General features: G+C 45.4%; 22 protein-coding genes, 1 pseudogene and 1 other annotated feature. Of the genes and pseudogenes, 18 read left to right on the top strand and 5 right to left on the bottom strand.

Going from position 1 to position 24,760, the window contains the following annotated elements; all coding sequences use genetic code 11:
- Positions 1 to 282: 282 nt before the first annotated feature.
- The 8 genes from KJS57_RS21660 (at position 283) to argS (ending at position 7,782) form a co-directional block, all read left to right on the top strand.
- A complete protein-coding gene (locus KJS57_RS21660; RefSeq protein WP_211020994.1) occupies positions 283 to 771 on the top strand; it encodes a phosphatidylglycerophosphatase A family protein in 489 nt (162 codons plus the stop codon).
- Between the two features lie 178 nt (positions 772 to 949).
- Positions 950 to 1,138 carry a hypothetical protein gene (locus KJS57_RS21655; protein WP_036624401.1) on the top strand — a complete coding sequence of 63 codons (189 nt, stop codon included), beginning with the start codon at positions 950 to 952 and terminating at the stop codon, positions 1,136 to 1,138.
- 89 nt (positions 1,139 to 1,227) lie between these two features.
- Positions 1,228 to 2,133, top strand: coding sequence for an acetyl-CoA carboxylase, carboxyltransferase subunit beta (gene accD / locus KJS57_RS21650; protein WP_211020995.1), 906 nt, complete (start codon positions 1,228 to 1,230; stop codon positions 2,131 to 2,133).
- Positions 2,123 to 3,145, top strand: coding sequence for an acetyl-CoA carboxylase carboxyltransferase subunit alpha (locus KJS57_RS21645; protein ID WP_213656325.1), 1,023 nt, complete (start codon positions 2,123 to 2,125; stop codon positions 3,143 to 3,145). The genes accD and KJS57_RS21645 overlap by 11 nt, the downstream gene beginning before the upstream one ends.
- Before the next feature lie 110 nt (positions 3,146 to 3,255).
- Positions 3,256 to 4,677 (top strand): pyruvate kinase, encoded by a 1,422-nt coding sequence (gene pyk / locus KJS57_RS21640; protein ID WP_211020997.1) that lies wholly within the window; start codon positions 3,256 to 3,258, stop codon positions 4,675 to 4,677.
- A 128-nt stretch (positions 4,678 to 4,805) separates the two neighbouring features.
- On the top strand, positions 4,806 to 5,228 hold the full coding sequence (locus KJS57_RS21635) for an acyl-CoA thioesterase (RefSeq protein WP_306434260.1): 423 nt from the start codon (positions 4,806 to 4,808) through the stop codon (positions 5,226 to 5,228).
- Between the two features lie 87 nt (positions 5,229 to 5,315).
- Complete coding sequence (locus KJS57_RS21630; protein WP_211020998.1) at positions 5,316 to 5,708, top strand: FxsA family protein; 393 nt, start codon at positions 5,316 to 5,318, stop codon at positions 5,706 to 5,708.
- 42 nt (positions 5,709 to 5,750) lie between these two features.
- Positions 5,751 to 5,989 (top strand) — a binding site (T-box leader).
- A gap of 50 nt (positions 5,990 to 6,039) precedes the next feature.
- Positions 6,040 to 7,782, top strand: a complete 1,743-nt coding sequence (argS, locus tag KJS57_RS21625) for an arginine--tRNA ligase (RefSeq protein WP_213656324.1) — start codon at positions 6,040 to 6,042, stop codon at positions 7,780 to 7,782.
- Positions 7,783 to 7,797: 15 nt separating this feature from the next.
- On the opposite strand, the gene ytvI is transcribed toward argS, so the two are convergent.
- Entirely contained in the window at positions 7,798 to 8,916 is a 1,119-nt protein-coding gene (gene ytvI, locus KJS57_RS21620) for a sporulation integral membrane protein YtvI (protein WP_213656323.1), read from the bottom strand.
- Between the two features lie 396 nt (positions 8,917 to 9,312).
- Here ytvI and KJS57_RS21615 point away from each other — a divergent pair, with 396 nt between their 5' ends.
- The 4 genes from KJS57_RS21615 to KJS57_RS21600 all read left to right on the top strand — a co-directional run bounded on the left by KJS57_RS21615 (position 9,313) and on the right by KJS57_RS21600 (position 13,343).
- Complete coding sequence (locus tag KJS57_RS21615; protein WP_211021001.1) at positions 9,313 to 10,425, top strand: citrate/2-methylcitrate synthase; 1,113 nt, start codon at positions 9,313 to 9,315, stop codon at positions 10,423 to 10,425.
- A 104-nt stretch (positions 10,426 to 10,529) separates the two neighbouring features.
- Positions 10,530 to 11,825 (top strand): NADP-dependent isocitrate dehydrogenase, encoded by a 1,296-nt coding sequence (gene icd / locus KJS57_RS21610; protein WP_211021002.1) that lies wholly within the window; start codon positions 10,530 to 10,532, stop codon positions 11,823 to 11,825.
- A 15-nt stretch (positions 11,826 to 11,840) separates the two neighbouring features.
- Complete coding sequence (gene mdh / locus KJS57_RS21605; RefSeq protein ID WP_213656322.1) at positions 11,841 to 12,782, top strand: malate dehydrogenase; 942 nt, start codon at positions 11,841 to 11,843, stop codon at positions 12,780 to 12,782.
- A gap of 138 nt (positions 12,783 to 12,920) precedes the next feature.
- The gene (locus KJS57_RS21600) at positions 12,921 to 13,343 is read left to right on the top strand and encodes a hypothetical protein (protein ID WP_211021491.1); all 423 of its coding nucleotides are present in this window, start codon (positions 12,921 to 12,923) and stop codon (positions 13,341 to 13,343) included.
- Positions 13,344 to 13,408: 65 nt separating this feature from the next.
- Here KJS57_RS21600 and KJS57_RS21595 read toward each other — a convergent pair whose 3' ends face one another.
- Entirely contained in the window at positions 13,409 to 13,747 is a 339-nt protein-coding gene (locus KJS57_RS21595; protein ID WP_211021004.1) for a helix-turn-helix domain-containing protein, read from the bottom strand.
- A gap of 175 nt (positions 13,748 to 13,922) precedes the next feature.
- Between KJS57_RS21595 and KJS57_RS21590 the strand changes: the two genes are divergently transcribed.
- A complete protein-coding gene (locus tag KJS57_RS21590) occupies positions 13,923 to 14,804 on the top strand; it encodes a glycosyltransferase family 2 protein (protein ID WP_213656321.1) in 882 nt (293 codons plus the stop codon).
- 173 nt (positions 14,805 to 14,977) lie between these two features.
- Complete coding sequence (locus tag KJS57_RS21585; RefSeq protein ID WP_211021006.1) at positions 14,978 to 15,847, top strand: SDR family oxidoreductase; 870 nt, start codon at positions 14,978 to 14,980, stop codon at positions 15,845 to 15,847.
- A gap of 131 nt (positions 15,848 to 15,978) precedes the next feature.
- Here the strand turns inward: KJS57_RS21585 and yfbR are convergent.
- A pseudogene (gene yfbR, locus KJS57_RS21580) lies at positions 15,979 to 16,389 on the bottom strand (5'-deoxynucleotidase); the annotation flags it as partial.
- Between the two features lie 209 nt (positions 16,390 to 16,598).
- Entirely contained in the window at positions 16,599 to 16,928 is a 330-nt protein-coding gene (locus KJS57_RS21575) for a hypothetical protein (RefSeq protein ID WP_213656319.1), read from the bottom strand.
- A gap of 513 nt (positions 16,929 to 17,441) precedes the next feature.
- On the opposite strand from KJS57_RS21575, the gene KJS57_RS21570 reads away from it, so the two are divergent.
- Genes KJS57_RS21570 through KJS57_RS21555 form a run of 4 tightly spaced genes read left to right on the top strand, consistent with a single transcriptional unit; the run spans position 17,442 to position 24,145 of the window.
- Positions 17,442 to 18,971 (top strand): type I restriction-modification system subunit M, encoded by a 1,530-nt coding sequence (locus tag KJS57_RS21570; RefSeq protein WP_213656318.1) that lies wholly within the window; start codon positions 17,442 to 17,444, stop codon positions 18,969 to 18,971.
- An 8-nt stretch (positions 18,972 to 18,979) separates the two neighbouring features.
- A complete protein-coding gene (locus tag KJS57_RS21565; RefSeq protein ID WP_213656317.1) occupies positions 18,980 to 20,230 on the top strand; it encodes a restriction endonuclease subunit S in 1,251 nt (416 codons plus the stop codon).
- A gap of 42 nt (positions 20,231 to 20,272) precedes the next feature.
- Positions 20,273 to 23,407 (top strand): type I restriction endonuclease subunit R, encoded by a 3,135-nt coding sequence (locus KJS57_RS21560; protein WP_213656316.1) that lies wholly within the window; start codon positions 20,273 to 20,275, stop codon positions 23,405 to 23,407.
- 12 nt (positions 23,408 to 23,419) lie between these two features.
- The gene (locus KJS57_RS21555; protein WP_213656315.1) at positions 23,420 to 24,145 is read left to right on the top strand and encodes a M48 family metallopeptidase; all 726 of its coding nucleotides are present in this window, start codon (positions 23,420 to 23,422) and stop codon (positions 24,143 to 24,145) included.
- A gap of 169 nt (positions 24,146 to 24,314) precedes the next feature.
- Here KJS57_RS21555 and KJS57_RS21550 read toward each other — a convergent pair whose 3' ends face one another.
- The gene (locus tag KJS57_RS21550) at positions 24,315 to 24,512 is read right to left on the bottom strand and encodes a hypothetical protein (RefSeq protein ID WP_213656314.1); all 198 of its coding nucleotides are present in this window, start codon (positions 24,510 to 24,512) and stop codon (positions 24,315 to 24,317) included.
- Between the last annotated feature and the right edge of the window lie 248 nt (positions 24,513 to 24,760).

Here is a 24,760-nt window from a genome sequence, read left to right as displayed (position 1 = left end):
TATATGTAGAATTTTGAGACGAAGCAGAGATTCTTTCATCTATGGAGTTTTGTCCACTATTTGAAAGACATTTTCATAGTTTGTCCACCTATCAAAGACAACCCTTGATTTCGATCACTGGTTTTTAATGAACATTTTACCATCCCTTTGCATACACTTAGGAACACGATGGACATAAAACCCCAGTAACTAAGTTCGGAGAAATGCGGCTCGGACAGATGCTTACACGCTGCTGCGACCGAAGTGCCGGGGAGTGTTTATCGCTATCCGGGAGGGATGCTCATGTCATATGAAATCGCGGTGGAGCAGCTGCAAAGACGGGGAGTCCGGCTGGAGGAAATCGCCGAAATCGTGTATGCTCTGCAAATCCCCTATCATGATGGTCTGGAGATGGAGCAGTGCATGGACAGTGTTAAAGCCGTGCTGCGTAAGCGCGAGGTACAGTACACCTTATTTACGGGTATCGCATTGGATGAGTTAGCGGAGAAAAAGCTGCTGCCCGAGCCGCTTCAATCGATTCTTGAGGCGGATGAGCCGTTATATGGAGTGGACGAAACGATGGCCCTGGGCATAACGAGCGTATTCGGAATGATCGGACTTACCAGCTTTGGTTATTTGGACAAGGAAAAGCCGGAAATTATCGGGATGCTTAATAACAAAGGGGATAGTATCCATGTTTTTCTCGATGATTTGGTAGCCGGTCTCGCTGCTGCCGCTTCGGCAAGAATTGCCCACAGGGACAGCAACGCAGCTACTTACCCTTCCGATTGATGCGGCCTATGCCGGAAAGCGTCTGAATACAGGAATTCCATTTTCTAGCGGAACTGCCGCGGTCAAGGCCTCCCTGACACTTTCTCCTTTGTTGCGGTATTTTTGAAAATTATGTTATCATAGCTCTATTATATAGGCTCAAAGATAAGGTCAGGAGTTGGGGGGCTTAGAAAAGGACATGTGGACTGTAATGTACATTGCGCCTACCGCAAAAGTTGCGGATATGATCAAGACGAAACTCACCGAAGAAGGCTTTCTTGTCCAAACACGTCCTGTTAATTTATCCAAACAACAGTTTGAAATTTTAGTTCCGTCTGGTGAACTGGAAGAGGTTCAGGAAGTTCTTAATTCGATATTGCATCCTTAGAGGCAAGGAAATAGGCCGGCTTATCGAAGCTATATTTCCTTGTCTTGCTGTGATGCGGCCAATAAATTAACGGCTGAAGAGGTGTAGTAGTGTTTAAAGACTTGTTTCAGAAAAAAAGAAAATACGCGACCATTCCTTCAGAACGTTTGGGGAACGATCTCAGTTCGCAGCCGGGGGACCGGCCGAAGCGTGAAATTCCGGAAGGTCTGATGAATAAGTGCAGCCGCTGCGGCACCATACAATACAGCAAAGAATTGGAAAAGAATCTTAAAGTGTGTCCTTCTTGCGGACATCATATGCGGCTGAATGCTTTGGAACGGATTCGCATGACTATGGATGAAGGAAGCTTTTTGGAATACGACGAGGACTTGGTTTCCGTCGACCCCTTGAACTTTCCGGGGTATGCCAGCAAGCTGGAGCAGCAAAAACTCAAATCCGGACTGCGCGAAGCGGTGGTCACCGGAGAGGGGACGATCGGCGGCTTTCCGGCCGTCGTGGCCGTGATGAGCTTTGACTTTTTCACCGGCAGCATGGGTTCCGTCGTCGGAGAGAAAATTACCCGTGCGATCGAAGCGGCCACGGAGAAGCGTCTCCCGATGATTATATTCTCTACTTCGGGCGGAGCGCGGATGCAAGAGAGTATATTAAGTCTGATGCAAATGGCTAAGACGAGCGCGGCCCTGGCCCGCTTGGACGAGCAGGGCGGCCTTTATATCTCGGTCATTACGGACCCGACTACAGGGGGCGTCTCGGCCAGTTTTGCTATGCTTGGCGACGTAATTATCGCCGAGCCGGGAGCGGTCTTCGGGTTTGCCGGCCGGATCGTTATCGAACAGACGATTCGCCAGAAGCTGCCCGATGATTTCCAGACGGCCGAATTCAATTTGCAGCATGGTCAACTGGATATGGTTGTCCACCGCAAAGAACTGAGAGCCACGCTGTCACAATTGCTAGATTTGCACGGAGTGAAGGGAGGAGCAGCCAATGGCGGGTGAATTGCCTTTTGAATCGCCTCTCGTGAAACTCCGCGAGAAGATACAGGAACTGGAGCAGTTCGGCAATGAAAAAGGGATCGATTTCAGCGAGGAAATCGCCCGGTTGGAAGAGCGATATAAGCAGCTGGAGCAGGAAATTTACAGCAATATCTCGCCCTCGCAAAAAATGCATTTGGCCCGGCATCATCAACGTCCGACTTCGCTCGATCTGATCTCTCTTATTTTCGAAGATTTCATCGAGCTGCACGGCGACCGGCTCTTCGGAGACGATCTTGCCGTTGTCGGCGGATTGGCCAAGCTGAGCGGTGTGCCGGTGACGGTGCTAGGTCAGCAGCGGGGCAAGGATACGAAGGACAATATTGCCCGCTTCTTCGGCAGCGCGCATCCGGAAGGCTTCCGTAAAGCGTTGCGTCTGATGCATCAGGCGGATAAATTCGGCCGTCCGATCATTACCTTCATTGATACGAAGGGAGCCTACCCGGGCATCACGGCGGAGGAGAGAGGGCAGTCGGAAGCGATTGCGCGCAACTTGCTGGAAATGGCCAGACTGCGCGTGCCCGTCATCTGTGTGGTTATCGGGGAAGGCGGCAGCGGCGGGGCACTCGCGCTTGGCGTCGGCAACCGGGTCCTAATGCTGGAAAACGCGATTTACTCGGCGATTTCTCCGAACGGAGCGGCTTCGATTCTTTGGAAGGATGCTTCCAAAGCGGACCAAGCGGCTGAGGCAATGAGAATTACCGCTCAGGATCTTCTGGAAATGGAAGTGATCGAGGAGATCGTACCGGAGCCGAAAGGCGGCGCTCACCGGGATTATGAGACTACGGCATCGGCGATCAAGGACGGGCTAATCCGACATTTGGAAGAGCTTACCGTAATGAACCCGGACGAGCTGGTAGAAGACCGTTACCGCAAATTCCGCAAAATCGGTGAGTTCGCCGAAGGAACGCCAAAAGAGAATCCCGTACAGGTGGAAGAATCCATTATAGATTCGTCCCTAGTGGGTAATGACTAGGTAGACTGTTACAATATGAGAAACTTCCTATACAAAACGGGTATTTTGTAGTAAATTTAGTTGTTGGAAAAGATGTATAGAGAGAACTTAATAAACGGAGGAAACCCAAAATGCGCAAAACAAAAATCGTCTGTACTATCGGTCCTTCAAGCGAATCGTTAGACAACACCAAGAAACTGATCATGGCCGGGATGAATGTCGCTCGCCTGAACTTCTCCCATGGAGATTTTGAGGAGCATGGCAACCGGATCAAAACGATCCGCCAAGCGAGCGAAGAGCTGGGGAAATCAATCGCCATACTGCTGGACACAAAAGGTCCTGAAATCCGCACCGGCAAATTGAAGGAAGAACCGATTGAGCTTGAGCAAGATGAGTTCATCACGCTGACTACAGAAGAAATTCTCGGCGACAAAGACCGCCTCTCCATCACATACAAAGAATTGCCTGGAGACGTGGAAGTGGGTTCGACCATTCTGATCGACGACGGTTTGATCGGTTTGACTGTAGTGGATATTCAAGGAACGGAAATCAAGTGCCGCATCGTCAACGGCGGTACGATCAAGAGCAAGAAGGGCGTAAACGTACCCGGCGTAAACATTTCCCTGCCAGGCATCACAGAGAAAGATGCTAACGATATCAAATTCGGGATCGAACAAGGCGTCGATTTCATTGCGGCTTCCTTCGTTCGTAAAGCCAGCGACGTGCTCGAAATTCGCGAGCTGCTGGAAAGTCATAATGCAACTCATATCCAAATCATCTCCAAAATCGAGAACCAGCAAGGTGTCGATAACCTGGATGAAATTTTGGAAGTGTCCGACGGTCTGATGGTAGCGCGCGGTGACCTTGGCGTGGAAATTCCAGCTGAAGACGTGCCTCTCGCGCAAAAACGCATGATCGAAAAATGTAACCGCGCTGGCAAGCCTGTAATCACAGCTACTCAAATGCTGGATTCCATGCAGCGCAACCCAAGACCTACACGCGCTGAGGCGAGTGACGTAGCGAACGCGATCTTCGACGGTACAGATGCTATCATGCTGTCCGGAGAAACAGCTGCAGGGAAATATCCTGTAGAATCCGTTCTGACGATGTCCCGCATCGCAGAAAAAGCGGAATCCGCTTTGGAATATCGTGAAATTTTCATTAAACAAAGCAATGCACAACAAACAACGGTTACCGAAGCGATCAGCCAAGCGGTTGCTAACTCCGCTCTGGAGTTGAATGCCAAAGCGATCATCACTTCGACCGAAACCGGCTATACGGCTCGTATGGTATCGAAATACCGTCCAAAAGCCCCAATCATCGCCGTAACTACCGTTGACCAAACTTGCCGCCGTCTTGCCCTTAATTGGGGTGTGACACCGGTGAAGGGTCAAGTAGCTACTTCCACCGATGAGATGTTTGATAACGCCATGAAGGGCGGACTGGACTCCGGCCTCGTTAAAGAAGGCGACCTCGTTGTTATTACAGCGGGTATTCCGCTGGGCCGTTCCGGCTCGACGAACTTGGTTAAAATCGGCCAAGTCCGTAAATAATAGCAACCATATACTTGAAAGCAATGGGACGTCCGGAAACGGTCATTCCATTGCTTTTTTGATATATTAAGAACTATGGATTCATAATGCGCTGAAAAGCGGATATTCTCGGCAAAAGGGGCGTAATCATGATGTATATCAGTGAATTGGAAATCAAGCCTAAATATTTTGAATTCGATATGATGGGGATTATTTATCATGCTCATTATCTGGGATGGTTTGAAGCCGGCCGAACCAAGCTGATCGAGGATTTGGGCTTCAATTATATCCATATGGAACAGGCTGGCTATATTTCACCCGTGCAGGAAATGCGGATCGAGTACAAGAAAGGCATCCGTTACGGAGACGAAGTCCTGTTAAAGACATGGATCAGAAATAACGGCGGGGTAAAGACCGAATACGGTTATGAAGTCTGGAACGGGGAAGGGGAGTTATGCGTAGAAGGCGTCTCCACTCACTATGTGGTCCGGCGAGAGGATTTTAAACCGGTCCAGTTTAAAAAGGTTTTCCCTGATTGGTATGCGGCTTTTGAGGAAGCGAGTAAATTTTGATTCTGCTAAACCAAAACGGTACAATACTCTTAGAATCGATTGTCGGCATCATAAAGTAGATATGCTGCAAGAAAAAGGAGTTATTATATGCGTAAATGGATAGCCGTTTTGATTGTTGTGGTCCCGATCGTTGAATTTTGGGGTTATGTGGAAGTTGCGGAAAGACTGGGCGTAGGCAAAACGATCTTCTTGACATTGGCCACATCGGTTATCGGCGGCTTAATGATGCAGTTTGAAGGGCGAAAAGTGCTTGCGGATGCGAAGGCGCAGATGAACGGCAGGCAGATTCCGGGCAAGACTATGATTGAGGGAATGTGCGTATTCGGCGGAGGAATTTTGCTGCTGATTCCGGGTTTCGTGACCGATATCATCGGATTTACAATGGTCTTTCCGTTGACTCGGCCGCTATATCGGCTATTGCTAATGAAGTGGATCGGCAAAAAAATCAAGGACGGCTCGATCACTTTTTTCCGGCGTTGACTTTTCTTTGATTTTGCTATATATTAAGTTCCAATTATTTTCTTAATATCTGTGAACGGGATAGTATGTTGCGTGAATCCATGACAGCGAGCCGGAAGGGTGGAAGCCGGTATGGAGGCCGCGAAGGAATCGGACCCGGGAGATGGTTTGCCGAATTGAAGCCGGTATTGGGCGGCTTAACGTAGGCAAATCCGGTGGTTGGCCGTTATCCTACAGAGTGGCTGATGCAAGTTTCAGCACTTAGAGTGGTACCGCGGGAATTTCAAGCTCTCGTCTCTTATTTGAGACGGGGGCTTTTTGTATTTTAACAATTGGAAGGAGCGTCGCTGTAATGGAGTTGTTCAAAAAGACGATTGCCGCAAAATTGTCCCCTTTGCTGGACGGAATTTCTGAGGAAGAGGTGCTCGCGTTGCTGGAGTACCCGCCGGATAACACGATGGGCGACATTTCGCTGCCTTGCTTCAAATTGAGCAAACGTCTCCGCAAGTCCCCAGCGGCCATTGCGGATGAACTGGAGGCCGGTATTCAGGGAAGGGATGAGAAGCCCGGTGAAATAGCCCGGACCTCCTCGGTGTCGGGGTACTTGAACTTTTATTTGGATCCGGCAGTTATTGGAGACCAAGTTATTAGCGGAATTTTGTCCTCCGGGGATCGTTATGGCTCGCAAAACATCGGAAAGGGAAAAACGATTGTTATCGATTTTTCTTCTCCCAATATCGCAAAACCATTTCATGTCGGACATCTTCGGTCCACGGTGATCGGGAACGCGCTCTATCAAATATTTTCGTTTCTGGGATATACCTGCATCGGGGTCAATCATCTCGGCGACTGGGGTACCCAGTTCGGCAAGCTCATTACGGCTTATCGGATGTGGGGAGATCCGAAAAGGCTGGAGGAGGGGGCCATCGATGAACTTCTGAGTCTGTATGTTCGTTTTCATGAGGAGGCCGATAAGAATCCCGGACTGGATGACGAAGCAAGATCGTGGTTCACGAAAATAGAGCAGGGCAATCCGGAGGCGTTAAAGATTTGGCGTGAATTCGTGGAACTTAGCCTGGCCGAATTCGAAAAAATTTACGATCTGCTCGGCATTCGGTTTGATCACGTCACCGGAGAGAGCTTTTATAATGACAAACTGGAGCCCGTCATCCGCGAACTGAAGCAAAAGGAGCTGCTTGAAGAAGATGGAGGAGCCTGGCTGGTCAGGCTGGAGGATTATGATATGGCCCCCGCGCTGATGCTGAAACAGGATGGCAGCTCGCTTTACCATACACGCGATGTGGCGGCGGCTTTGTACAGGAAGAGTGCCTATCAATTTCATAAGGCTGTTTATGTTACGGACTACTCGCAGAGTCTGCATTTCCGCCAGTGGTTTAAAGTTGTGGAATTGATGGGCTACGAGTGGGCGGAGGACTTGGTCCACGTTCCATTCGGACGTGTAAGCCTGGAAGGGGCAAGCCTTTCGACGAGAAAGGGAAATGTCGTCAAGCTGGAGAATCTTTTGCACCAGGCTGTTTCGAAGATCAGGGATATTATTGAACAGAAGAACCCCGGGCTGAAGAGCAAGGAAGAAGTGGCAAGACAGGTCGGCGTCGGCGCGGTCATTTTCAATGATTTGAGCGCGAACCGGATCAAGGATATCGTGTTCTCCTGGGAGGATGCGCTCAGCTTTGAAGGAGAGACCGGGCCTTATGTTCAGTATACCTATGCGAGAGCCTGCAGTGTGCTGCGGAAAGCGGTGGGGGAAGCGGGGCGGAAGACGGCTGCGGCGCCGGGCCAATTCTTAGACTTTAATTCTTCGCTTGTCACCGGGGAAGCCGAGTTTGCTCTTGTCAAGCAACTGTCTCTTTTTACCGAGAGAGTCGAGCAAGCCGCAACCAAAATGGAACCGTCCATGGTCACCCGTTATCTCGTGGATACGGCCCAGGCTTTTAACCGGTTTTATCATGATTGTCCGATATTAGTCGAAGACTCCGATTTACGCACGGCAAGGCTTGCTTTGGTGGAAGGGGTGCGAATTACGCTTCGAAACGGACTCAAGCTGATCGGGCTGCAGGCTCCCGAAGAGATGTAGGTCTATCGTACACGATTAACGCAGCCTTCCGTTTACGATGTAGTTGCGCAGGTCGCGAAGTACGCCCGCACGAACGATTGCCCCAAAAACAACGAAAGAAACCGGGCCGATAATCAGTCCGAGCACTCCGAACAGCTTCAGGCCGACGAACATGGAAATCAGGGTGGGCAAAGGATCGAGCCCGACGCTGCTGGCCAGTACTTTAGGCTCGATCAATTGCCTTGCCACCAGGATGATGCCATACAGAATGGACAATCCGATGCCGAAGCCCGTGTCGCCCGACATATAGGCATACACCAGCCAGGGAACCATCACCGTTCCGACGCCAAGATAAGGAAGCAGGTCCACAAAGCCGATCAGGATCGCGTAGGTGAAAGCCGAATCCACACGCAGAATAAGCAGTCCGATCAGAACGATAACTGCGGTAATCGATATCATGATAAATTGGGCGCGAAGATACCCGAAGAGCGCTTTTTGCAGGTCTTTCCATACCTCGCTTCCGGTTTTTCGGAACGGGGAAGGAACTAGGCCGACAAGAAAAGTCATGTTTCTATCCCAATTTTTACTGATAAAAAAAGTCGCCAGCAGGATGACGATCAGAATGACACCCAAATTCGGTAGCGAGGTGAGCAGGTTCACGATCCCGCTCAGAAACCCGCTGAGGAGGCGTGAAATAGCGGAGCTTATCGTTGATGTAGTGTTGTCGATATTTTTGTTGATCGTATTTTCATAGCCGGGATTGCTTGCGATAAAACTGTTGATCTCATTAATAATATTTTGAATTCCCTCGCTCTGGCTCCATTCGACGAACCAGCCTCTCCATTCCTCTATGTGGAGGTCCAGCGACTCGGCCAAGGTAATCAGTTCTTTTACAAGCCGGGTAACGGCCGCGGAGAGAACGATGCCGGCACTGCCGAAATATAGAAGCAGCGAGGCGGTAACAGCCAGCCATCGAGGCAGCTTTGCCGCGGACTGGAGCCAGCGGACGAGCGGATTCATGGCGTAGGCGATCAGCCAGGCGATCAGGAACGGATAAATTAACGGCAACAGCCAATAGAATAGAGCGGTCAGCGCGATCAGCACGATACAAACCCAACTGCCGCGCAGCAGGCGCTTTGTCATCACATGATCCAAACGACATCCCTCTTTTCCGGACAGGTCCTCTTCTACCCTATTACTTAGCCTATTTTTATATTCCGGAAACAAGGATCACGGTTACCTCTCTCAAAAAAAATATTACTATATATACACAAATTGGAATTTGGTATGTGACAATTGTCGTTGCTAACGAAAACGATTACAAAAAATTATTTATATACGTGATAAAACAATTTGATGCAGATGTCCGCGTTGAACGTGTTCCTTTGATCTCTAAAATCCAGTATGATTATTTTGCAGGCCATAAATGTTTCATTTTTTTGTCATTACGGGCTACGTATTGCGCAGCTCTGGAAATTTTAAACTTTTAAATTGAAAATGTTTTCATTGGCTTGTTTGGCTCATATTTCGGTTCCAAAGGAGAGATGTATTATGACAGCTACCAAAGGCCTCGAAGGTATTGTGGCAGCTACTTCATCGATCAGTTCCATCCACGACGGGGTTCTCGCTTATCGCGGGATTAACATTGACGACCTGGCGGAACGTGCGAGCTACGAAGAGACTGCTTATTTGCTTTGGTACGGCAAGCTGCCTTCCAAAAACCAATTGGCAACCCTGCAGGAGCAGCTAAGCGATTATGCTCCGGTTCCTGAAGCGGTACTAGAGCAAATGAAGTTGTATCCAAAAGACGCCAACACGATGGCTGTCCTGCGTACGGCTGTGTCGGCTCTTGCTTTGTATGATGAGCTTGCTAACGACAATACCCGGGAAAGCAATCAGAAAAAGGCGATCAAGCTGCAAGCCCAACTGCCTACATTGATAGCCGCCTTTGCCCGGATCCGCGAAGGGAATGAGCCGGTCGCTCCGCTGAAAGGCGTATCCATCGCTCATAATTTCCTTTACATGCTGTCCGGCCAAGAACCGGACCCAGTTGCCGTTCACGCACTGGATCAAGCACTCGTACTGCATGCGGATCATGAACTGAACGCATCCACCTTCTCGGCTCGTGTTACGATCGCTACGTTGTCGGACATCTATTCCGGCGTGACCTCCGCAATCGGAACGCTGAAAGGGCCGCTTCACGGGGGAGCTAACGAAGCAGTCAGCCGGATGCTGAGCGAAATCGGCACCCTGGATAAGGCTGAGCCTTACATTCAGAGCAAACTCGCAAACAAGGAGAAAATCATGGGCTTCGGCCACCGCGTTTATAAGAACGGGGATCCGCGGGCGAAGCACCTTCAAAAAATGTCCCGCCAGCTCGGGCTGATGAAGGGAGACACCACGCTTTATGACATCTCGGTCAAAGTGGAAGAACTCGTTACCGGCCAAAAGGGACTGAAGCCGAACGTCGACTTTTATTCTGCTTCCGTTTATACGATGCTGGGCATTCCGATGGATCTGTTTACTCCGATTTTTGCGATCAGCCGCCTTTCCGGATGGACCGCGCATATTCTGGAGCAGCTGGACGACAACCGCATTATCCGCCCGCGCGCGGAATATACGGGAGCGACCAATCAGCAGTACATTCCGATCGATCTTAGATAAACACTTGGCCAACCCGGGTAACCGGGTTGCCATTTATGTTAGAATGAATACCGTAACGAGAAAATTGAGCTACGCCAAATTATTATGAGGAGGAAACCATAGACATGTTGCAATTAGAAAAGTTCAGCCTTCCTACCGAAGGGGAAAAAATCGTTATCGAGAACGGCAAGCTGCAAGTACCTAACAATCCGATCATTCCTTTTATCGAGGGTGACGGCACAGGCCGTGATATTTGGAAAGCTTCCAAACGCGTACTGGATGCTGCGGTCGACAAAGCATATGGCGGCGAGAAAAGCATCGCCTGGTACGAGGTATTCGCGGGAGAGAAGGCCTTCAATACATACGGTGAATGGCTTCCGGCGGATACGCTGACTGCTATCCGCGAGTATATTGTGGCTATCAAAGGACCTCTTACAACACCGATCGGCGGCGGTATCCGCTCCCTGAACGTGGCGCTGCGCCAAGAGCTTGATCTGTACGTATGTCTTCGTCCGGTACGTTACTTCGACGGCGTACCATCTCCGGTTAAGCGTCCTGAGCTTGTGGACATGGTCATTTTCCGGGAGAATACGGAAGATATTTATGCCGGAATCGAATACAAAGAAGGCTCCGAAGAAGTGAAGAAGGTGCTTCAATTCCTTCAAAACGAAATGGGCGTCAATAAAATCCGTTTCCCTGAAACGTCCGGAATCGGCATCAAGCCGGTATCGGCAGAAGGTTCGAAACGTCTGGTCCGCGCTGCTGTCGAATATGCGATCAAGCACGGCCGTAAGAGCGTGACGCTGGTTCACAAAGGCAACATCATGAAGTTTACCGAGGGTGCGTTCAAAAACTGGGGTTACGAAGTGGCTGAAGCCGAGTTCGGCGATAAAGTGTTCACTTGGGCACAGTACGACCGGATCAAGGAAGAGTCCGGCACCGATGCGGCTAACCAGGCTCAGAAGGAAGCTCAGGATGCAGGCAAGATCATCATCAAGGATGCGATTGCTGATATCGCGCTGCAACAAGTGCTGACGCGTCCGACCGACTTCGACGTAATCGCTACATTGAACTTGAACGGCGACTACTTGTCCGACGCTTTGGCGGCTCAAGTCGGCGGGATCGGTATCGCGCCTGGAGCGAATATCAACTATGTGACGGGTCATGCGATTTTCGAAGCGACGCACGGTACGGCTCCTAAATACGCAGATCTCGACGTAGTAAATCCGGGTTCGGTTATCTTGTCCGGCGTAATGCTTCTTGAGCACTTGGGCTGGAATGAAGCGGCTGACCTCATTTATAAAGGCCTGGAGACCTCCATCAACAACAAAACGGTAACCTACGACTTCGCCCGCCTGATGGAAGGCGCAACCGAAGTGAAATGTTCCGAATTCGCGGATCAGGTCATTAAGAATATGTAGGAGGTCCTGTTTAACGTGGCCATTCAACGCAAAAAAATTACGGTTGTCGGCGCCGGCTTTACCGGCGCGACGACCGCGCTGATGCTGGCGCAAAAAGAACTCGGCGATGTCGTATTGCTCGATATTCCGCAACTGGAGAACCCGACCAAGGGGAAGGCGCTCGACATGCTTGAAGCGAGTCCGGTTCAAGGGTTTGACAGCAACATTATCGGCACTTCTTCTTATGAGGACGCTGCCGGTTCCGACATCGTCATCATAACAGCTGGCATCGCGCGCAAGCCGGGTATGAGCCGGGATGATCTTGTGAATACGAATGCGGGTATTGTGGCTTCCGTTTGCGAAAACGTGAAGAAATATTGCCCGGATTCCATTGTCCTCATCCTGAGCAATCCGGTCGATGCGATGACTTATGCGGCTTATAAGGCGCTGGGCTTCCCGAAAAACCGCGTCATCGGCCAGTCGGGCGTGCTCGACACCGCGCGGTATTGTACGTTTATTGCCCAAGAGCTTGGCGTTTCCGTTGAAGACGTGCGCGGCTTCGTGCTCGGCGGACACGGTGACGACATGGTTCCGCTCGTCCGGTATTCCAGTGTCGGCGGCATTCCGATCGACACGCTTATATCGCAGGAGCGGATCGAGGCGATCGTACAGCGTACGCGCGTCGGCGGCGGTGAAATTGTGAGCCTGCTGGGTAACGGCAGCGCTTATTATGCTCCGGCTGCCTCGCTCGTGCAAATGACGGAAGCGATCCTGAAGGACAAGAAACGGATTCTGCCCGTCATTGCTCTGCTGGAAGGCGAATATGGCTACGACGGATTGTTCATGGGCGTACCGGCTCTCCTGGGCGGCGAAGGCATCGAGAGAGTATTCGAGCTGGAGCTAACGGCGGAAGAAAAATCGGCCTTGGACAAATCGGCGGTATCCGTTCGCAACGTAATTGCGAGCATTAAAGGCTAACCATGTCCGAAATGTGAACATATGAAAATGAGGAACCCTTCCGGAATGGTAGGGTTCCTTTCTTTTGAGGTAAACAATGGGTATAATAGATTATAATAAATCTAATTGACTGAGAAAGGGTGGTGTGATATGGAAACGATGTTTGTGATTATGTTGTTCTTGCATATCGTAGGGGCATTGGCACTGGGCTTTTACCTGATTTTGCCGATCGTATTCAGTAAAGTGACCAAATTGACTCCGGCTGCGCAGGAAGGCACGGTATCTGCCGTAAAGACACTGAATACATACGCTCAGATCGGACTGGTTATCCAATTGCTGACTGGCGGATATTTGATGACCAAGGGCGAATATTCGACGGCTTGGATGGTTATCGTTGTGATTCTTTTTCTCGCAATCGGCGCATTCAGCGGCATTATGGGCAAACCTCTTCGCCAAGCTTTGGAGGGAATTCGCTCCAATAAAGGAATTGCGGAAGTCGCAGGTAAACTCCGTATGTTCGGTACGCTTTTGTGCGTATGCGTTTTGTTAATTTCGTTCTTCATGGTTTACAGAGTAATTTAATCTGGATATATTGCAATTGCAAAAGCCTGCCGGTAATCCGGCAGGCTTTTTTGTGTGCATAGCGATTATGATGGATCCATATCGTCCAGGTGGGCAAACATCAATTTGATGACGTCCAGCGCAAGCTGTTTTTCTTTAGGCGACCGGCTCAGCATAATTTGCCGGATTTGATTCATAAACCGGTCATCGGTGATCTCAATCGAATCATGCAGCAAATAATCAACGGTTACCCCTAGTTGGTTCGCCAGCTTGACCAGAGTTTCCAAAGACAGGCTCCGCTCGCCACGCTCGATTTGTCCTATGTATGCGTCGGAAACCTCGACTTTTTCAGCGAGTTTTTCCTGGGTCCAATTCATTTTATGCCGTTCCTGCCGCAATCTTCTGCCTAGAGCATCGTAGTCCATAACACCCCTCCTGTATTTACCATAGTTAGTATGAGAGGTAAAGATAATAAACTATCAGTTTTGTTTTTGTTTACTGAAAGCATGAAATGGGTTATTATGGAATCCAGAAGCAGTTATACTAACTCATCCTAATGTCGCGCATAATTTATGATTTCCGACCCTAAGGAGAATTATCATGCCTTCCCAAGCCCAGGTATCAATCATTATCACGGTCAAAAATAGCGGAGTAGATCTCCTCATGACGATGGAATCGCTAAAGGTTTCTATGACCTCGTTACGTTATGAAGTGATCATTGTAAACGAAGGCTCTGTTGACGGATGCTGCGATTTTTTGATGAATTACAATTTCCCCCGGCCTATCAAGCTCCTAAAAGGCCAGCCCGGTCTTCCTTCGCGCAATCTGGCTGCCGCTCACGCCTCAGGAGACTATCTGATCTTTTGCAGCCCCCGACTTTATTTCGAAGATCATTGGATGGAATCGCTGCTGGAACCAGTAATCCTTGGAGAAGCGGACTGCGTTTCGCCCGAAGTGGAACTTCACGAAACTTCCCGGATTGAGCCCGAGTATCGCTACGAAGGAGCGCTGCTTCAGTCGCTCCAAGTTTTTTCGGAGAACAAAGCGCTTGGCGAAATACCTTGGTTATCTAGGGAATGTTTTGCCGTCGGTCACGCCAGATTTCAGGAGATCGGAGGAATGGAGGAAGGATTTCTTGGCAAAGAGCTGGAGACGGCCGAGTTTTCCCTCCGGCTCTGGTTGCTTGGAGGAAGCTGCCGGTTCGTTTCCGGAGTTTCGTTAAAGGTGGTCTATCGGCAAAATTATCCTTGCGACGACAGCGGCAGCAGATGGGGGGAAGACCTGCTGAATATCGCTTATCTTCACTTCACCAGTACGCGAATCGAGCGTTGCAGAGAGCTGGTTTCCCTGATCTTTGGACCCGCAATATTACAAAATGAAAGCGAAATTTTGGAGCGGACGGCCTTGTCCAGAAGTAAATACGAAGAGAGACGAATTCGGGATGACTCCGCGTTTTTTCAGCATTTTGACATATCAGCTTAAAGTCTGTGAATGTTTGGCTTTTTCCTTCCGGTGGTAAGTTAGTTCTTGAGTGGGAATAATCCATTTTGTATGATTCCTGTCTGTATATGCTTTGGCATAAGCTTAAGCATGCTGGCTTATCCTAAGACGTGCAGATGATCATGGACTACTAGACAGTGGAAGGAGAATGAATCATGTCAGGAAATGGACAAGGTAAACAAACAATGCCTCCACAGCATCAGAACCAGCAGCCCGGAATAGAATCGGAAATGCATCCACGCCCCGAATATGAAGGGGTTTATCTGGCCGCAGGGAAATTGCGGAACAAGGTCGCGCTGATTACCGGGGCCGACAGCGGAATCGGGCGTGCGGTTGCCTTGGCTTATGCCAAGGAAGGCGCCGATATCGCGATTGTATATTTAAATGAACATGAGGATGCCAATAAAACAAAGTCGGAGATTGAGCAGGAAGGGCGTAAATGTCTGCTGATTCCAGGCGACGTCGGCGACGAGAGTTTTGCCGGACAAGCTGTGAAACAGACGGTGGAAACGCTCGGCGGCCTCGATATTCTGATCAATAACGCGGCCGAGCAGCATCCGCAGAAAGGCATCGAGGATATTACCTCGGACCAGCTGGAGCGGACGTTCCGCACGAACATCTTTTCGATGTTTTATTTTGTGAAGGCCGCGCTTCCGCACCTGAAGAAAGGCAGCGCCATTATTAATACGGCTTCGGTTACCGCCTATAAGGGAAATCCGACCTTGATCGACTATTCTTCAACCAAGGGGGCCATTGTCAGCTTCACACGCGCGCTCTCGATGAACATCGTCGGCAAGACTGGGATCCGCGTCAATGCGGTAGCTCCCGGTCCGATCTGGACGCCGCTCATTCCGTCCACGTTTGACGCCGAGCAAGTGTCCAAGTTCGGCGGAGATACGCCGATGCAGCGCCCGGGTCAACCGGAAGAGCTTGCTGCAGCCTATGTATATCTGGGCTCTGACGATTCCTCCTATATGAGCGGTCAAGTGCTTCATATCAATGGCGGCGAAATCGTAAATGGCTAGTAAGCTGTAATGAAAACCTCAACAGGCCTTGTCTTCGGATTTGAATTCGAAGACAAGGCCTGTTTTTTGATTAACCTTATAATTCGTAATGATCTGCTTCGTCGTGGACAGATGACTCTTTGAACAACCTCTTATAATGCCGAGGAAGGTCCATCCTCTGACAACTCATCCAGCGTCATTTCGAAGCTAGGAGCGAAATGCTCCAGAAAATAAGCGGTCTCAGGCAGATTCAAGCGATCCAGCTTGTCCAGAAGCTGCTGCTTGGCGACGGCGAATTCGCGGTTGCCGGCAGTCAGCTCCCAAGCGCATTTCAAGTAGGCATCCAGCGTGTCGGCAGCCTTCACCATCTTCATTAATTCCGCATCTCCCGATGGTCCGGAGTGATCTCCCGGGGAGAGAAGCGGGGCGTACGTTTCCTGCAAGGCGGGAGGGATCATGGATAAGAGCCGTTCCGCAGCGATGCCCTCCATTTCCCGAAAATTGGACAGCAGCTTCGGATTGTGGTGCTTGACGGGTGTGGGAATATCTCCGGTGAACACCTCAAGCTCTTATCTATATAAAGATATATGTACGAAATAGAAAAACTATGGAAATACCTTGATATTAAAGAAAGGAATTAAGTTAAATAGTACTGCACAAATTAATTTTTTGTACATAAATATTATTAATTATTAGTAAGAATGCACATAAAAACGTAATGGGAACCTAATTTCAGCAGATGTATTTTGTGGCCTCCCTCTACGTTGAAGTTCTACAATCGAAAAATTAAAAAATACAAAACTGCTATAGCAATCACAAAATAAATGACTTTTTTAAGTGAATCTCCAGCCTTATCCAAATCTTGCTTGTCTTTTTCATACGCTCGATTCATTGCTGTTCGCTTTGTCCGTTGGGATTGGAACCCTCTGCCATCTGGATTGTATGGACACTCCATTGGGTTGCCATTACAAAATTGTCTCAGGATCACTGGATCGTGTATTATGTAACCCTTTCTTGTTTTTGATTGAAGTGGGGTTTTGCTTTTGTAAATACCTCCACCACAAGCGGATGCTCCGTGTAGAAAATGTCTGCATTTCGCCATAATAATTTAATACCTCCGTAATTAAAATTAATATTTAATTTCTACTGCTTTTAATAATGAGATCAGCACCGAACCAGTAATATCATCCAAGTGTCCTGGTATCTTGAAATAATAAAGTGATGGTTCCTGCCTTCTATTGAAAATAGCATTGAATATCAACTTCGTCTATAAATATTAAAGTAGATGCAGTACAAGATCTTACAACAACATTATAAAGTTGATTATCGACAGATTTGCTCATTATTCTATCCGCATTCTTATACACTTCTTAAGATTTGAACCGTAGTAATCTGATTAAATTCACTCTTACCCAAATAGGCATCGATTCGACATGTTTTTCAAAGGTGAGATCTTTTATATTTCAATGTATCTAAGCGTACTTTAGGTATGCTTAAATCTACATCTACATCTTTAATAGACAAAAATGTTTCGATGGATTCTAATAGGTACAGTAAGTACAAAAAATGATAAAATAGTTTTACAATAAGTTACTTACCAATGGAGGCATCAGTAATGAATGAGAAGATAACGTCACAACAAATAAATACAGTTTTATGGCAAGCGGCGGATACGTTTCGGGGGAAAATCGACTCCAGTATATATAAGGATTACATCCTAACGATGTTGTTCATCAAGTATTTGAGTGATTCGTACAAGGAGCATGTGGAGGAATATACAAAACGTTATGACGGTGACAAACAACGTATTGAGCGGGCATTAACCAGGGAACGTTTCGTGTTGGATGAGCAATCGACATTTGATTATTTGTATAGTAAAAGGACCGATTTAGAAATTGGTGAGATAATCAATAAAGCATTGGAGCGTTTGGAAAACGAAAACACAGGGAAACTGCGTGGAGTATTCCGCAATATCGACTTTAACAGTGAAGCGACACTTGGTAAAGCAAAAGAAAGAAATGCAATGCTTCGTGCTTTGTTGGAGGACCTGAATAAACTTATTTTGAAGCCTTCCATCGTAGGAAGCGAAGATGTCATCGGTGATGCATATCAATTCATGATCGAACGTTTTGCCTCGGATGCAGGAAAAAAAGGGGGAGAGTTTTTCACTCCTTCAATGGTATCCGAACTTCTCGCTCGATTGGTTAAGCCGATAGAAAACGATCGCATTTATGATCCAACTTGTGGCTCAGGCTCCTTGCTGATTAAGGTAGCGAATCAAGTTCCGAGCAAAAAGGTTGCTATATACGGGCAAGAACGAAACGGACAAACGCATTCCTTAGCCCTTATGAACATGTACCTGCACGGAATAGATGATGCGAAGATAGAATGGGGTGACACATTATCAAATCCACTTCACTTGGAAGATGGCAAGTTGATGAAGTTCCAAGCAATCGTTGCTAATCCACCCTTCTCTCTCGACAAATGGGCAATGGGCTTTGCAGGTGAAGGAAATAATGATGAGAAGTTCAAAATGGAAGTAAGCTTGGATCAGCATAGAAGATTTGAATGGGGTGTACCACCTGCATCCAAGGGAGACTATGCGTTTGTCCAACATATGCTATATTCGTTAGCTGAGAACGGGCGAATGGCGACAATTTTACCACATGGTGTATTATTCCGTGGATCAAGTGAAGAAAAGATTCGTCAGCAAATAATCGAGATGAACTTACTGGATGCTGTAATAGGTCTTCCAAAAGATTTATTCTTCGGCACGGGTATTCCAGCATGTATTATGGTTTTCAGAAAGGATCGCAAACGTAAAGAGGTGCTGTTTATTGATGCATCGGGCGAAGAATATTTTGAAAAGGGAAAGAACCAGAATAAGTTGCGAGAAGAAGATCTTCAACGAATCGTGGAAACATATGAGAAGTTTGAATCCATTGAAAAGTATTCATATGTTGCTACGCTGGATGAGATCAAAGAAAACGACTTCAACCTAAATATTCCACGTTATGTTGATACATTTGAGGAAGAAGAGCCAGTTGATATGGAGCAAGTGAAAGAGAGTATATCGAAAATTAAGCAGGAGCTTCAAGAAGTTGAATTGCAGATGGATAAATATCTTAATGACCTTGGAGTGTAGGTGACGTAATGGAAAATTTGGTAACTGCGGAAGGGATAATTGGGAAAGACGGGAAGAACTCCAACTTTGATAACTGGAAAATAATCCAATTGAGTGAAATAATTGAGTCATTAGAGGCAGGGGTTAGTGTTAATTCTCTGGATTATCCAGCGGGAAGTGGAGACTTTGGAGTATTAAAAACAAGTGCGGTGTCTAATGGTTATCTTCACATTAAAGAAAATAAAAAAATATTAGATGAAGAATTAGGTCGAGCGAAATTGAATCCCAAAAAAGGGGCTATATTAATAAGTCGTGCTAATACTCCTGAACTGGTAGGCGAGGTTGGGTATGTTGATAAAAATTATGAAAGACTCTTTTTGTCTGATAAAATTTGGCAAGCTAATTATAAAGTAAAAGTAGATGGAAGATGGCTGGCAAATACACTATCCTTAAATACAATAAAAAATAGAATAAAAGTATTAGCTACAGGCACGAGTAATAGTATGAAAAATATATCAAAAGAAAACTTTTTATCTTTGGAGATACCTTTTCCAGAATATGAAGAACAACAGAAAATTGCTTCCATTCTATCCATCTGGGACAAAGCAATAGAATTAAAAGTAAAGTTAATTGAGAAAGAAAAAGAGCAGAAAAAAGGGTTAATGCAGAAGTTGCTGACAGGAAAGAGCAGATTGCCAGGTTTTGGAGGGGAGTGGGTAGAAGCTAAGTTAGGAGATCTGTTCAAAGAAAGAAAAGAGATAGGTTACAATGATCTTGAGTTATTAGCAATTACCTCTCGGAAAGGAATTGTGCGTCGTACAGAGGTCGATATAAAAGATAATTCAAGTGAAGATAAATCAAAGTATAAACGGGTAATGCCCTTAGATATCGGTTATAACACTATGCGATTGTGGCAAGGCGTGTCAGGTGTCTCGAAATATGAGGGAATAGTAAGTCCAGCATATACTATTTTGAAGCCAACTAACCGAGTGGATTCTTATTATATGGGCTTTCTATTTAAACTTCCATACACAATTAATCTATTCAGGAGATATTCTCAAGGTTTGGTGGATGACACTTTAAATCTGAAGTATGAAAACTTAAAAGGCATCAAGGTTATAATCCCGCAAGATGTAAGTGAACAAAAGGCGATTGCAAATGTATTAATTTGTCTGGATAACTTAATAGAACTCATGGAAACTGAACTTGAATATATTCAACAGCAGAAAAAAAGTCTTATGCAAGGCTTACTGACAGGAAAAGTGCGGGTAAAGGTCTAACCTTTGCCCATTTCTTCTAATCCCAAGCTTGGAGGTGTGGATGTGGAACGCCCCAAAAGTTTTGACGAGATGTATATCAGTCAACAACCTGCACTTGAGGTTTTGCAAGGATTGAATTATAAGATTCTGACTCCTGAGCAAGCTCAATCAATGCGTGGCAGTTTCAATGAAGTTTTAATTAAAACGGTATTGGAAGAAAAGATAAAAGAGTTGAATTCCTACGAATACAAAGGTGTTACGTATAGATTCAGTCATAATAACATCCATCAAGCTATACGGGATTTAGATGAGCCGTTGACTGATGGGCTTGTGAAAACGAATGAGAAGATCTTTGAGACGCTGATGATGGGGCGTAGTTACACTGAATTCTTACCTGACGGCTCAAAGAAATCCTTCACGATTCATTACATCGATTGGGAAAACATCGAAAATAATATTTTTCATGTGGTTGAAGAATTCGCTGTAGAACGGATGGATGGGCGTGGCACGGTACGTCCCGATGTTGTGTTATTTGTGAATGGTATTCCCTTTGTGGTTATTGAATGTAAGAAGGCATCCATCTCGATGGAACAAGGTATAAGCCAAATGATTCGAAACCAGGGAAAAGAGTATGCTCCTCAGCTCTTTAAGTACGTACAGATTGTCATGTCAACGAACAAAAATGAGACAAAGTACGCAACATGCAATACACCAAAGAAGTTTTGGTCGGTTTGGAAAGAAGAGAAGGAAGAATGGTTGAAGGAGTTGTTAGATGGAACAGTTAGAGATCGCTTGCCAACTATGCAAGACAAGAACATCATCTCGCTTTTTCATCCTGAACGCTTATTGGAACTAACTTATTACTTTACCCTCTTTGATAAGGATGCCAAAAAGGTAACTCGATACCAGCAATACTTTGCGATTAAGGAAATCATTAATACTGTTCAAGAACGCGATGATAGCGGAAATCGTCAATCAGGTGTCATTTGGCACACTCAGGGTTCGGGTAAGAGTTTGACAATGGTGATGTTGGCTAAGTATATCCTAACCGAGATGAAAGAGGTTAATCCTAAAGTAGTCGTTGTTACCGATCGTGTGGAGCTGGATAAACAAATTCATAAGACATTTAAGCACACCAGGTTAAAAGCAAACAGGGCAACCTCAGGATCGCATTTGGTGGAACTTATTAACGATAACAACGCAGATATTGTAACGACTTTAGTACATAAGTTTGATACTGCGTCATCTAAACAAAAACCTATTGAATCCAAGGATATATTTGTCTTAGTTGATGAATCTCATCGTACTCAGTATGGAGAGCTTCATATCAAGATGAAAAGGGTATTTCCAAATGCTTGTTACCTCGGATTTACGGGTACACCGCTTATGAAGCAAGAAAAGAGCACCATGATTAAGTTTGGTAAGGTGATTCACACATACACGATTGCAGACGGAGTTAAAGATAAAGCTATTGTCCCCCTTCTTTACGAAGGTAAAATGGTCGATCAAACTGTAAATCAAAAGGCTATAGATACTCGACTTGAAATGATTACTCGCAATTTGAATGAGAAACAAAAAGATGAAGTCATGAAAAAGTGGAGTCAATTTGAGAGAATAGCTTCATCAAATCAACGTATCAGCATGATAGCCTTCGATATTAACCAGCACTTTCTGGACAATTATAAAACACAGGGAAGCCAGTTTAAAGCTATGCTTGCTACCAATAGTAAGATTGAGGCTATTCGATATTTTGAAGCTTTCGAAGAGCTTGGAGATCTTACATGTGCCGTTGTTATATCACCGCCTGATCAACGTGAAGGACATGAGGTAGTTGATGAAGTTTCAAGAGATAAGGTGCTGAATTTTTGGACCCGAATGATGAAACGCTATGGCGATGAAGAATCCTATGAAGATGCTGTGAAGGAGGATTTCATCGATGGCGATGACATTGAGTTAATAATTGTTGTTGATAAGCTTCTTACGGGTTTCGATGCACCGCGTGCAACTGTTTTGTATATTGATAAGCCAATGAAAGAGCACACGTTATTGCAGGCAATCGCCAGAGTCAATAGATTGTATGATGGTAAGGATTATGGGTTCATTATTGATTACAGAGGATTGCTGGATCGACTAGACCAAGCATTAGAAATGTATTCAGGTGCAGGGCTTGAAAACTTTGATCCAAAGGATTTGCAAGGAGCTATCTATGATGTAATTAGCATTATTGGTTCCTTGAGGCAATATTACTCCGATTTGCTCCATATTTTTTCCTCCATTAAGAATAAGCAGGATATGGAAGAGTATGAGGTTTGGCTTGAGGATGAGGAACGGAGACAAGAGTTTTATGGAGTTCTCTCGAAGTTTGGAAAAAATCTTGGGATCGCGTTAGAGTCTGAGAAAATCTATAATGCACTGCCCCAGGAGGAATTGACGAAGTATAAAACTGATTTGAAGTTTTTTCAGGAACTTCGTAAAGCCGTTAAACTACGATATTCTGATACCATTGATCATAAGGAATATGAAGCAAAAATGCAGAAGCTAATGGATCATTACATTTCTGCCGAAGAGGTCATTCGTATCACTAATCCAGTGGATATTCTCAATGAAAAGGCTTTCGAAGAAGAGCTTGAACGCTTAGATTCGAAACGTGCTAAAGCGGATGCAATTCGTACTCGACTTACAAAAAGTATCAATACTAAATGGGATGAGAACCCTGCGTATTACAAGAAGTTCTCAGAACGGATTAAGGAAGCAATTGACGCGTACAAGCAACAAAGAATTTCTGAGGCTGAGTATTTGCAAAAAATGAATTCTCTCAAAAGGGAATACCAGCAGGGAGAACCTGTTGAGAATTATCCCGACAGCATTAAGAAAAATTCAAATGCACAGGCTTTCTACGGTGTAACTAAAGACATCATTAAAGAGCAGTTGGCTTCCTACGATGTTACGAAAGGCATCAAGAATGGGCAGAATTTAAGTAAAGAATTGTTAGCTGAATTAGCATTAAAAATGGAAGGTATTATTCGTGCACATACTAAAGTGGATTGGCATGATAACATGCAAGTTCACAATCGGATCGCCCAGGAATTAGATGATCTTATCTTTGACTTTACGAAAGAGCATAATGTCCGGCTTGGCTTCGACCAAGTAGATAAAATTATTGAACAAATAAAGACAGTGGCATTACGTCGTTATTAAGGTAGTGACAACATGGAAAAACATCAAATTGTATATGCAAATCGGTTAATCGAGTTTTTCGTTGAACGAAAAAAAGTTAAGAATGTTAATCTCAACATTAAACCCAATATGACGATAATGGTATCTGCTTCAGATAAAGTCCCTCTCAGCTTTATTTACGATTTTGTGAGGAATAAAGGTGAATGGATACTAAAGAATATTAAGACTTTCGAAAATGTACTGCCATATAAACAAAGAGATAGAGAATATGTTAGCGGCGAATCGTATATGTATTTAGGTAAACAATATCGTTTGAGGGTAGAAGTCACAAGGGAAAGTGAACTCGTAAAGTATTACCGTGGATTTATTGTCCTTATGGTCCAAGACCCCAATAATTATGCTCGAAAAGCTAAATTAATGGATGAGTGGTATCGTGAGAAGGCGATTAAAGCATTTGAAGAATCATTAGATAAGCAATATACATTGGCAAAGAAATACGGTATCAAAAGACCGAAAATTGAAATAAGAACAATGAGGGCACGTTGGGGTTCGGCACTCATCGACTCAAATATAATACTAATTAATTCAGAGTTGATTAAAGCACCTAAGTATTGTATTGACTATGTGATTCTGCACGAATTGATTCACTTCCAATACAATGATCATAGTGAAAAATTCTATAATATGCTTTTTACATTAATGCCGGACTGGGAATTAAGAAAGTCAATTTTGGATGAAGAAGTAGTAAAAGAATTGTAGGTGAAATATTATTATACTGTGGTGCTTTTATTAGTGTAAGAGTAAGAGTAAGAGTAAAACATATCAATCAATGAAAAACCACCAGTAATGGTGGTTTTTTTCTTGCTCTTTCTCGTTTGAATTGGCTTAAAGAAGCGTTTTGGACAGTAATGATATTATCAACCGAATATTAAAGTGCTGATCTTTCCATATAGTACATTTTAAGCAATTTAAATTCGTCAATAAGCTTTTTGATTTGAGGATTGACGATTCTTGTCGGCTCATTGTATATATCTCCCATATACAAGCCGCAAACCTCTAAACTATATTCTATTAGCAAATCTTCTAAGTCTTCATCTGTAAAAAAATTGTCTATATCAACATTCATTTTACGCCTCCTTTTATGTTTTTATTATAGTCCTTATAATATCTATTTACAATTATATATATATATGTTGTAGGGGTATATAATAATTCTTGTGTAAAGAAGTCAGTAATTTTGAGTATTATATTTTCGAATAGTCGATAAACGTATTTGTTTTCTCTAATTCACTTTGTCTTAGATGATAATGCATAAAAATTTTATGACAATATAAATTCTTATAAAAATTAGAACTTGAAGATTATTCACAAATC

The organism is Paenibacillus vini, from assembly GCF_018403325.1.
Classification (GTDB): domain Bacteria; phylum Bacillota; class Bacilli; order Paenibacillales; family Paenibacillaceae; genus Fontibacillus; species Fontibacillus vini.
Note: the sequence above shows the minus strand (reverse complement) of the source record. Positions and strands in the feature narration are given on the sequence as shown.

What these genes read in the sequence shown, in the direction of transcription:
- KJS57_RS21575 (WP_213656319.1), bottom strand. Translation starts at nt 16,928, where the DNA reads ATGGCGAAATGCAGACATTTTCTACACGGAGCATCCGCTTGTGGTGGA.
- KJS57_RS21655 (WP_036624401.1), top strand. Translation starts at nt 950, where the DNA reads ATGTGGACTGTAATGTACATTGCGCCTACCGCAAAAGTTGCGGATATG.
- KJS57_RS21565 (WP_213656317.1), top strand. Translation starts at nt 18,980, where the DNA reads ATGGAAAATTTGGTAACTGCGGAAGGGATAATTGGGAAAGACGGGAAG.
- icd (WP_211021002.1), top strand. Translation starts at nt 10,530, where the DNA reads ATGTTGCAATTAGAAAAGTTCAGCCTTCCTACCGAAGGGGAAAAAATC.
- KJS57_RS21630 (WP_211020998.1), top strand. Translation starts at nt 5,316, where the DNA reads ATGCGTAAATGGATAGCCGTTTTGATTGTTGTGGTCCCGATCGTTGAA.
- KJS57_RS21550 (WP_213656314.1), bottom strand. Translation starts at nt 24,512, where the DNA reads ATGAATGTTGATATAGACAATTTTTTTACAGATGAAGACTTAGAAGAT.
- KJS57_RS21555 (WP_213656315.1), top strand. Translation starts at nt 23,420, where the DNA reads ATGGAAAAACATCAAATTGTATATGCAAATCGGTTAATCGAGTTTTTC.
- KJS57_RS21645 (WP_213656325.1), top strand. Translation starts at nt 2,123, where the DNA reads ATGGCGGGTGAATTGCCTTTTGAATCGCCTCTCGTGAAACTCCGCGAG.
- KJS57_RS21570 (WP_213656318.1), top strand. Translation starts at nt 17,442, where the DNA reads ATGAATGAGAAGATAACGTCACAACAAATAAATACAGTTTTATGGCAA.
- KJS57_RS21595 (WP_211021004.1), bottom strand. Translation starts at nt 13,747, where the DNA reads ATGGACTACGATGCTCTAGGCAGAAGATTGCGGCAGGAACGGCATAAA.
- KJS57_RS21615 (WP_211021001.1), top strand. Translation starts at nt 9,313, where the DNA reads ATGACAGCTACCAAAGGCCTCGAAGGTATTGTGGCAGCTACTTCATCG.
- pyk (WP_211020997.1), top strand. Translation starts at nt 3,256, where the DNA reads ATGCGCAAAACAAAAATCGTCTGTACTATCGGTCCTTCAAGCGAATCG.
- KJS57_RS21660 (WP_211020994.1), top strand. Translation starts at nt 283, where the DNA reads ATGTCATATGAAATCGCGGTGGAGCAGCTGCAAAGACGGGGAGTCCGG.
- argS (WP_213656324.1), top strand. Translation starts at nt 6,040, where the DNA reads ATGGAGTTGTTCAAAAAGACGATTGCCGCAAAATTGTCCCCTTTGCTG.
- KJS57_RS21635 (WP_306434260.1), top strand. Translation starts at nt 4,806, where the DNA reads ATGATGTATATCAGTGAATTGGAAATCAAGCCTAAATATTTTGAATTC.
- KJS57_RS21590 (WP_213656321.1), top strand. Translation starts at nt 13,923, where the DNA reads ATGCCTTCCCAAGCCCAGGTATCAATCATTATCACGGTCAAAAATAGC.
- KJS57_RS21600 (WP_211021491.1), top strand. Translation starts at nt 12,921, where the DNA reads ATGTTTGTGATTATGTTGTTCTTGCATATCGTAGGGGCATTGGCACTG.
- KJS57_RS21585 (WP_211021006.1), top strand. Translation starts at nt 14,978, where the DNA reads ATGTCAGGAAATGGACAAGGTAAACAAACAATGCCTCCACAGCATCAG.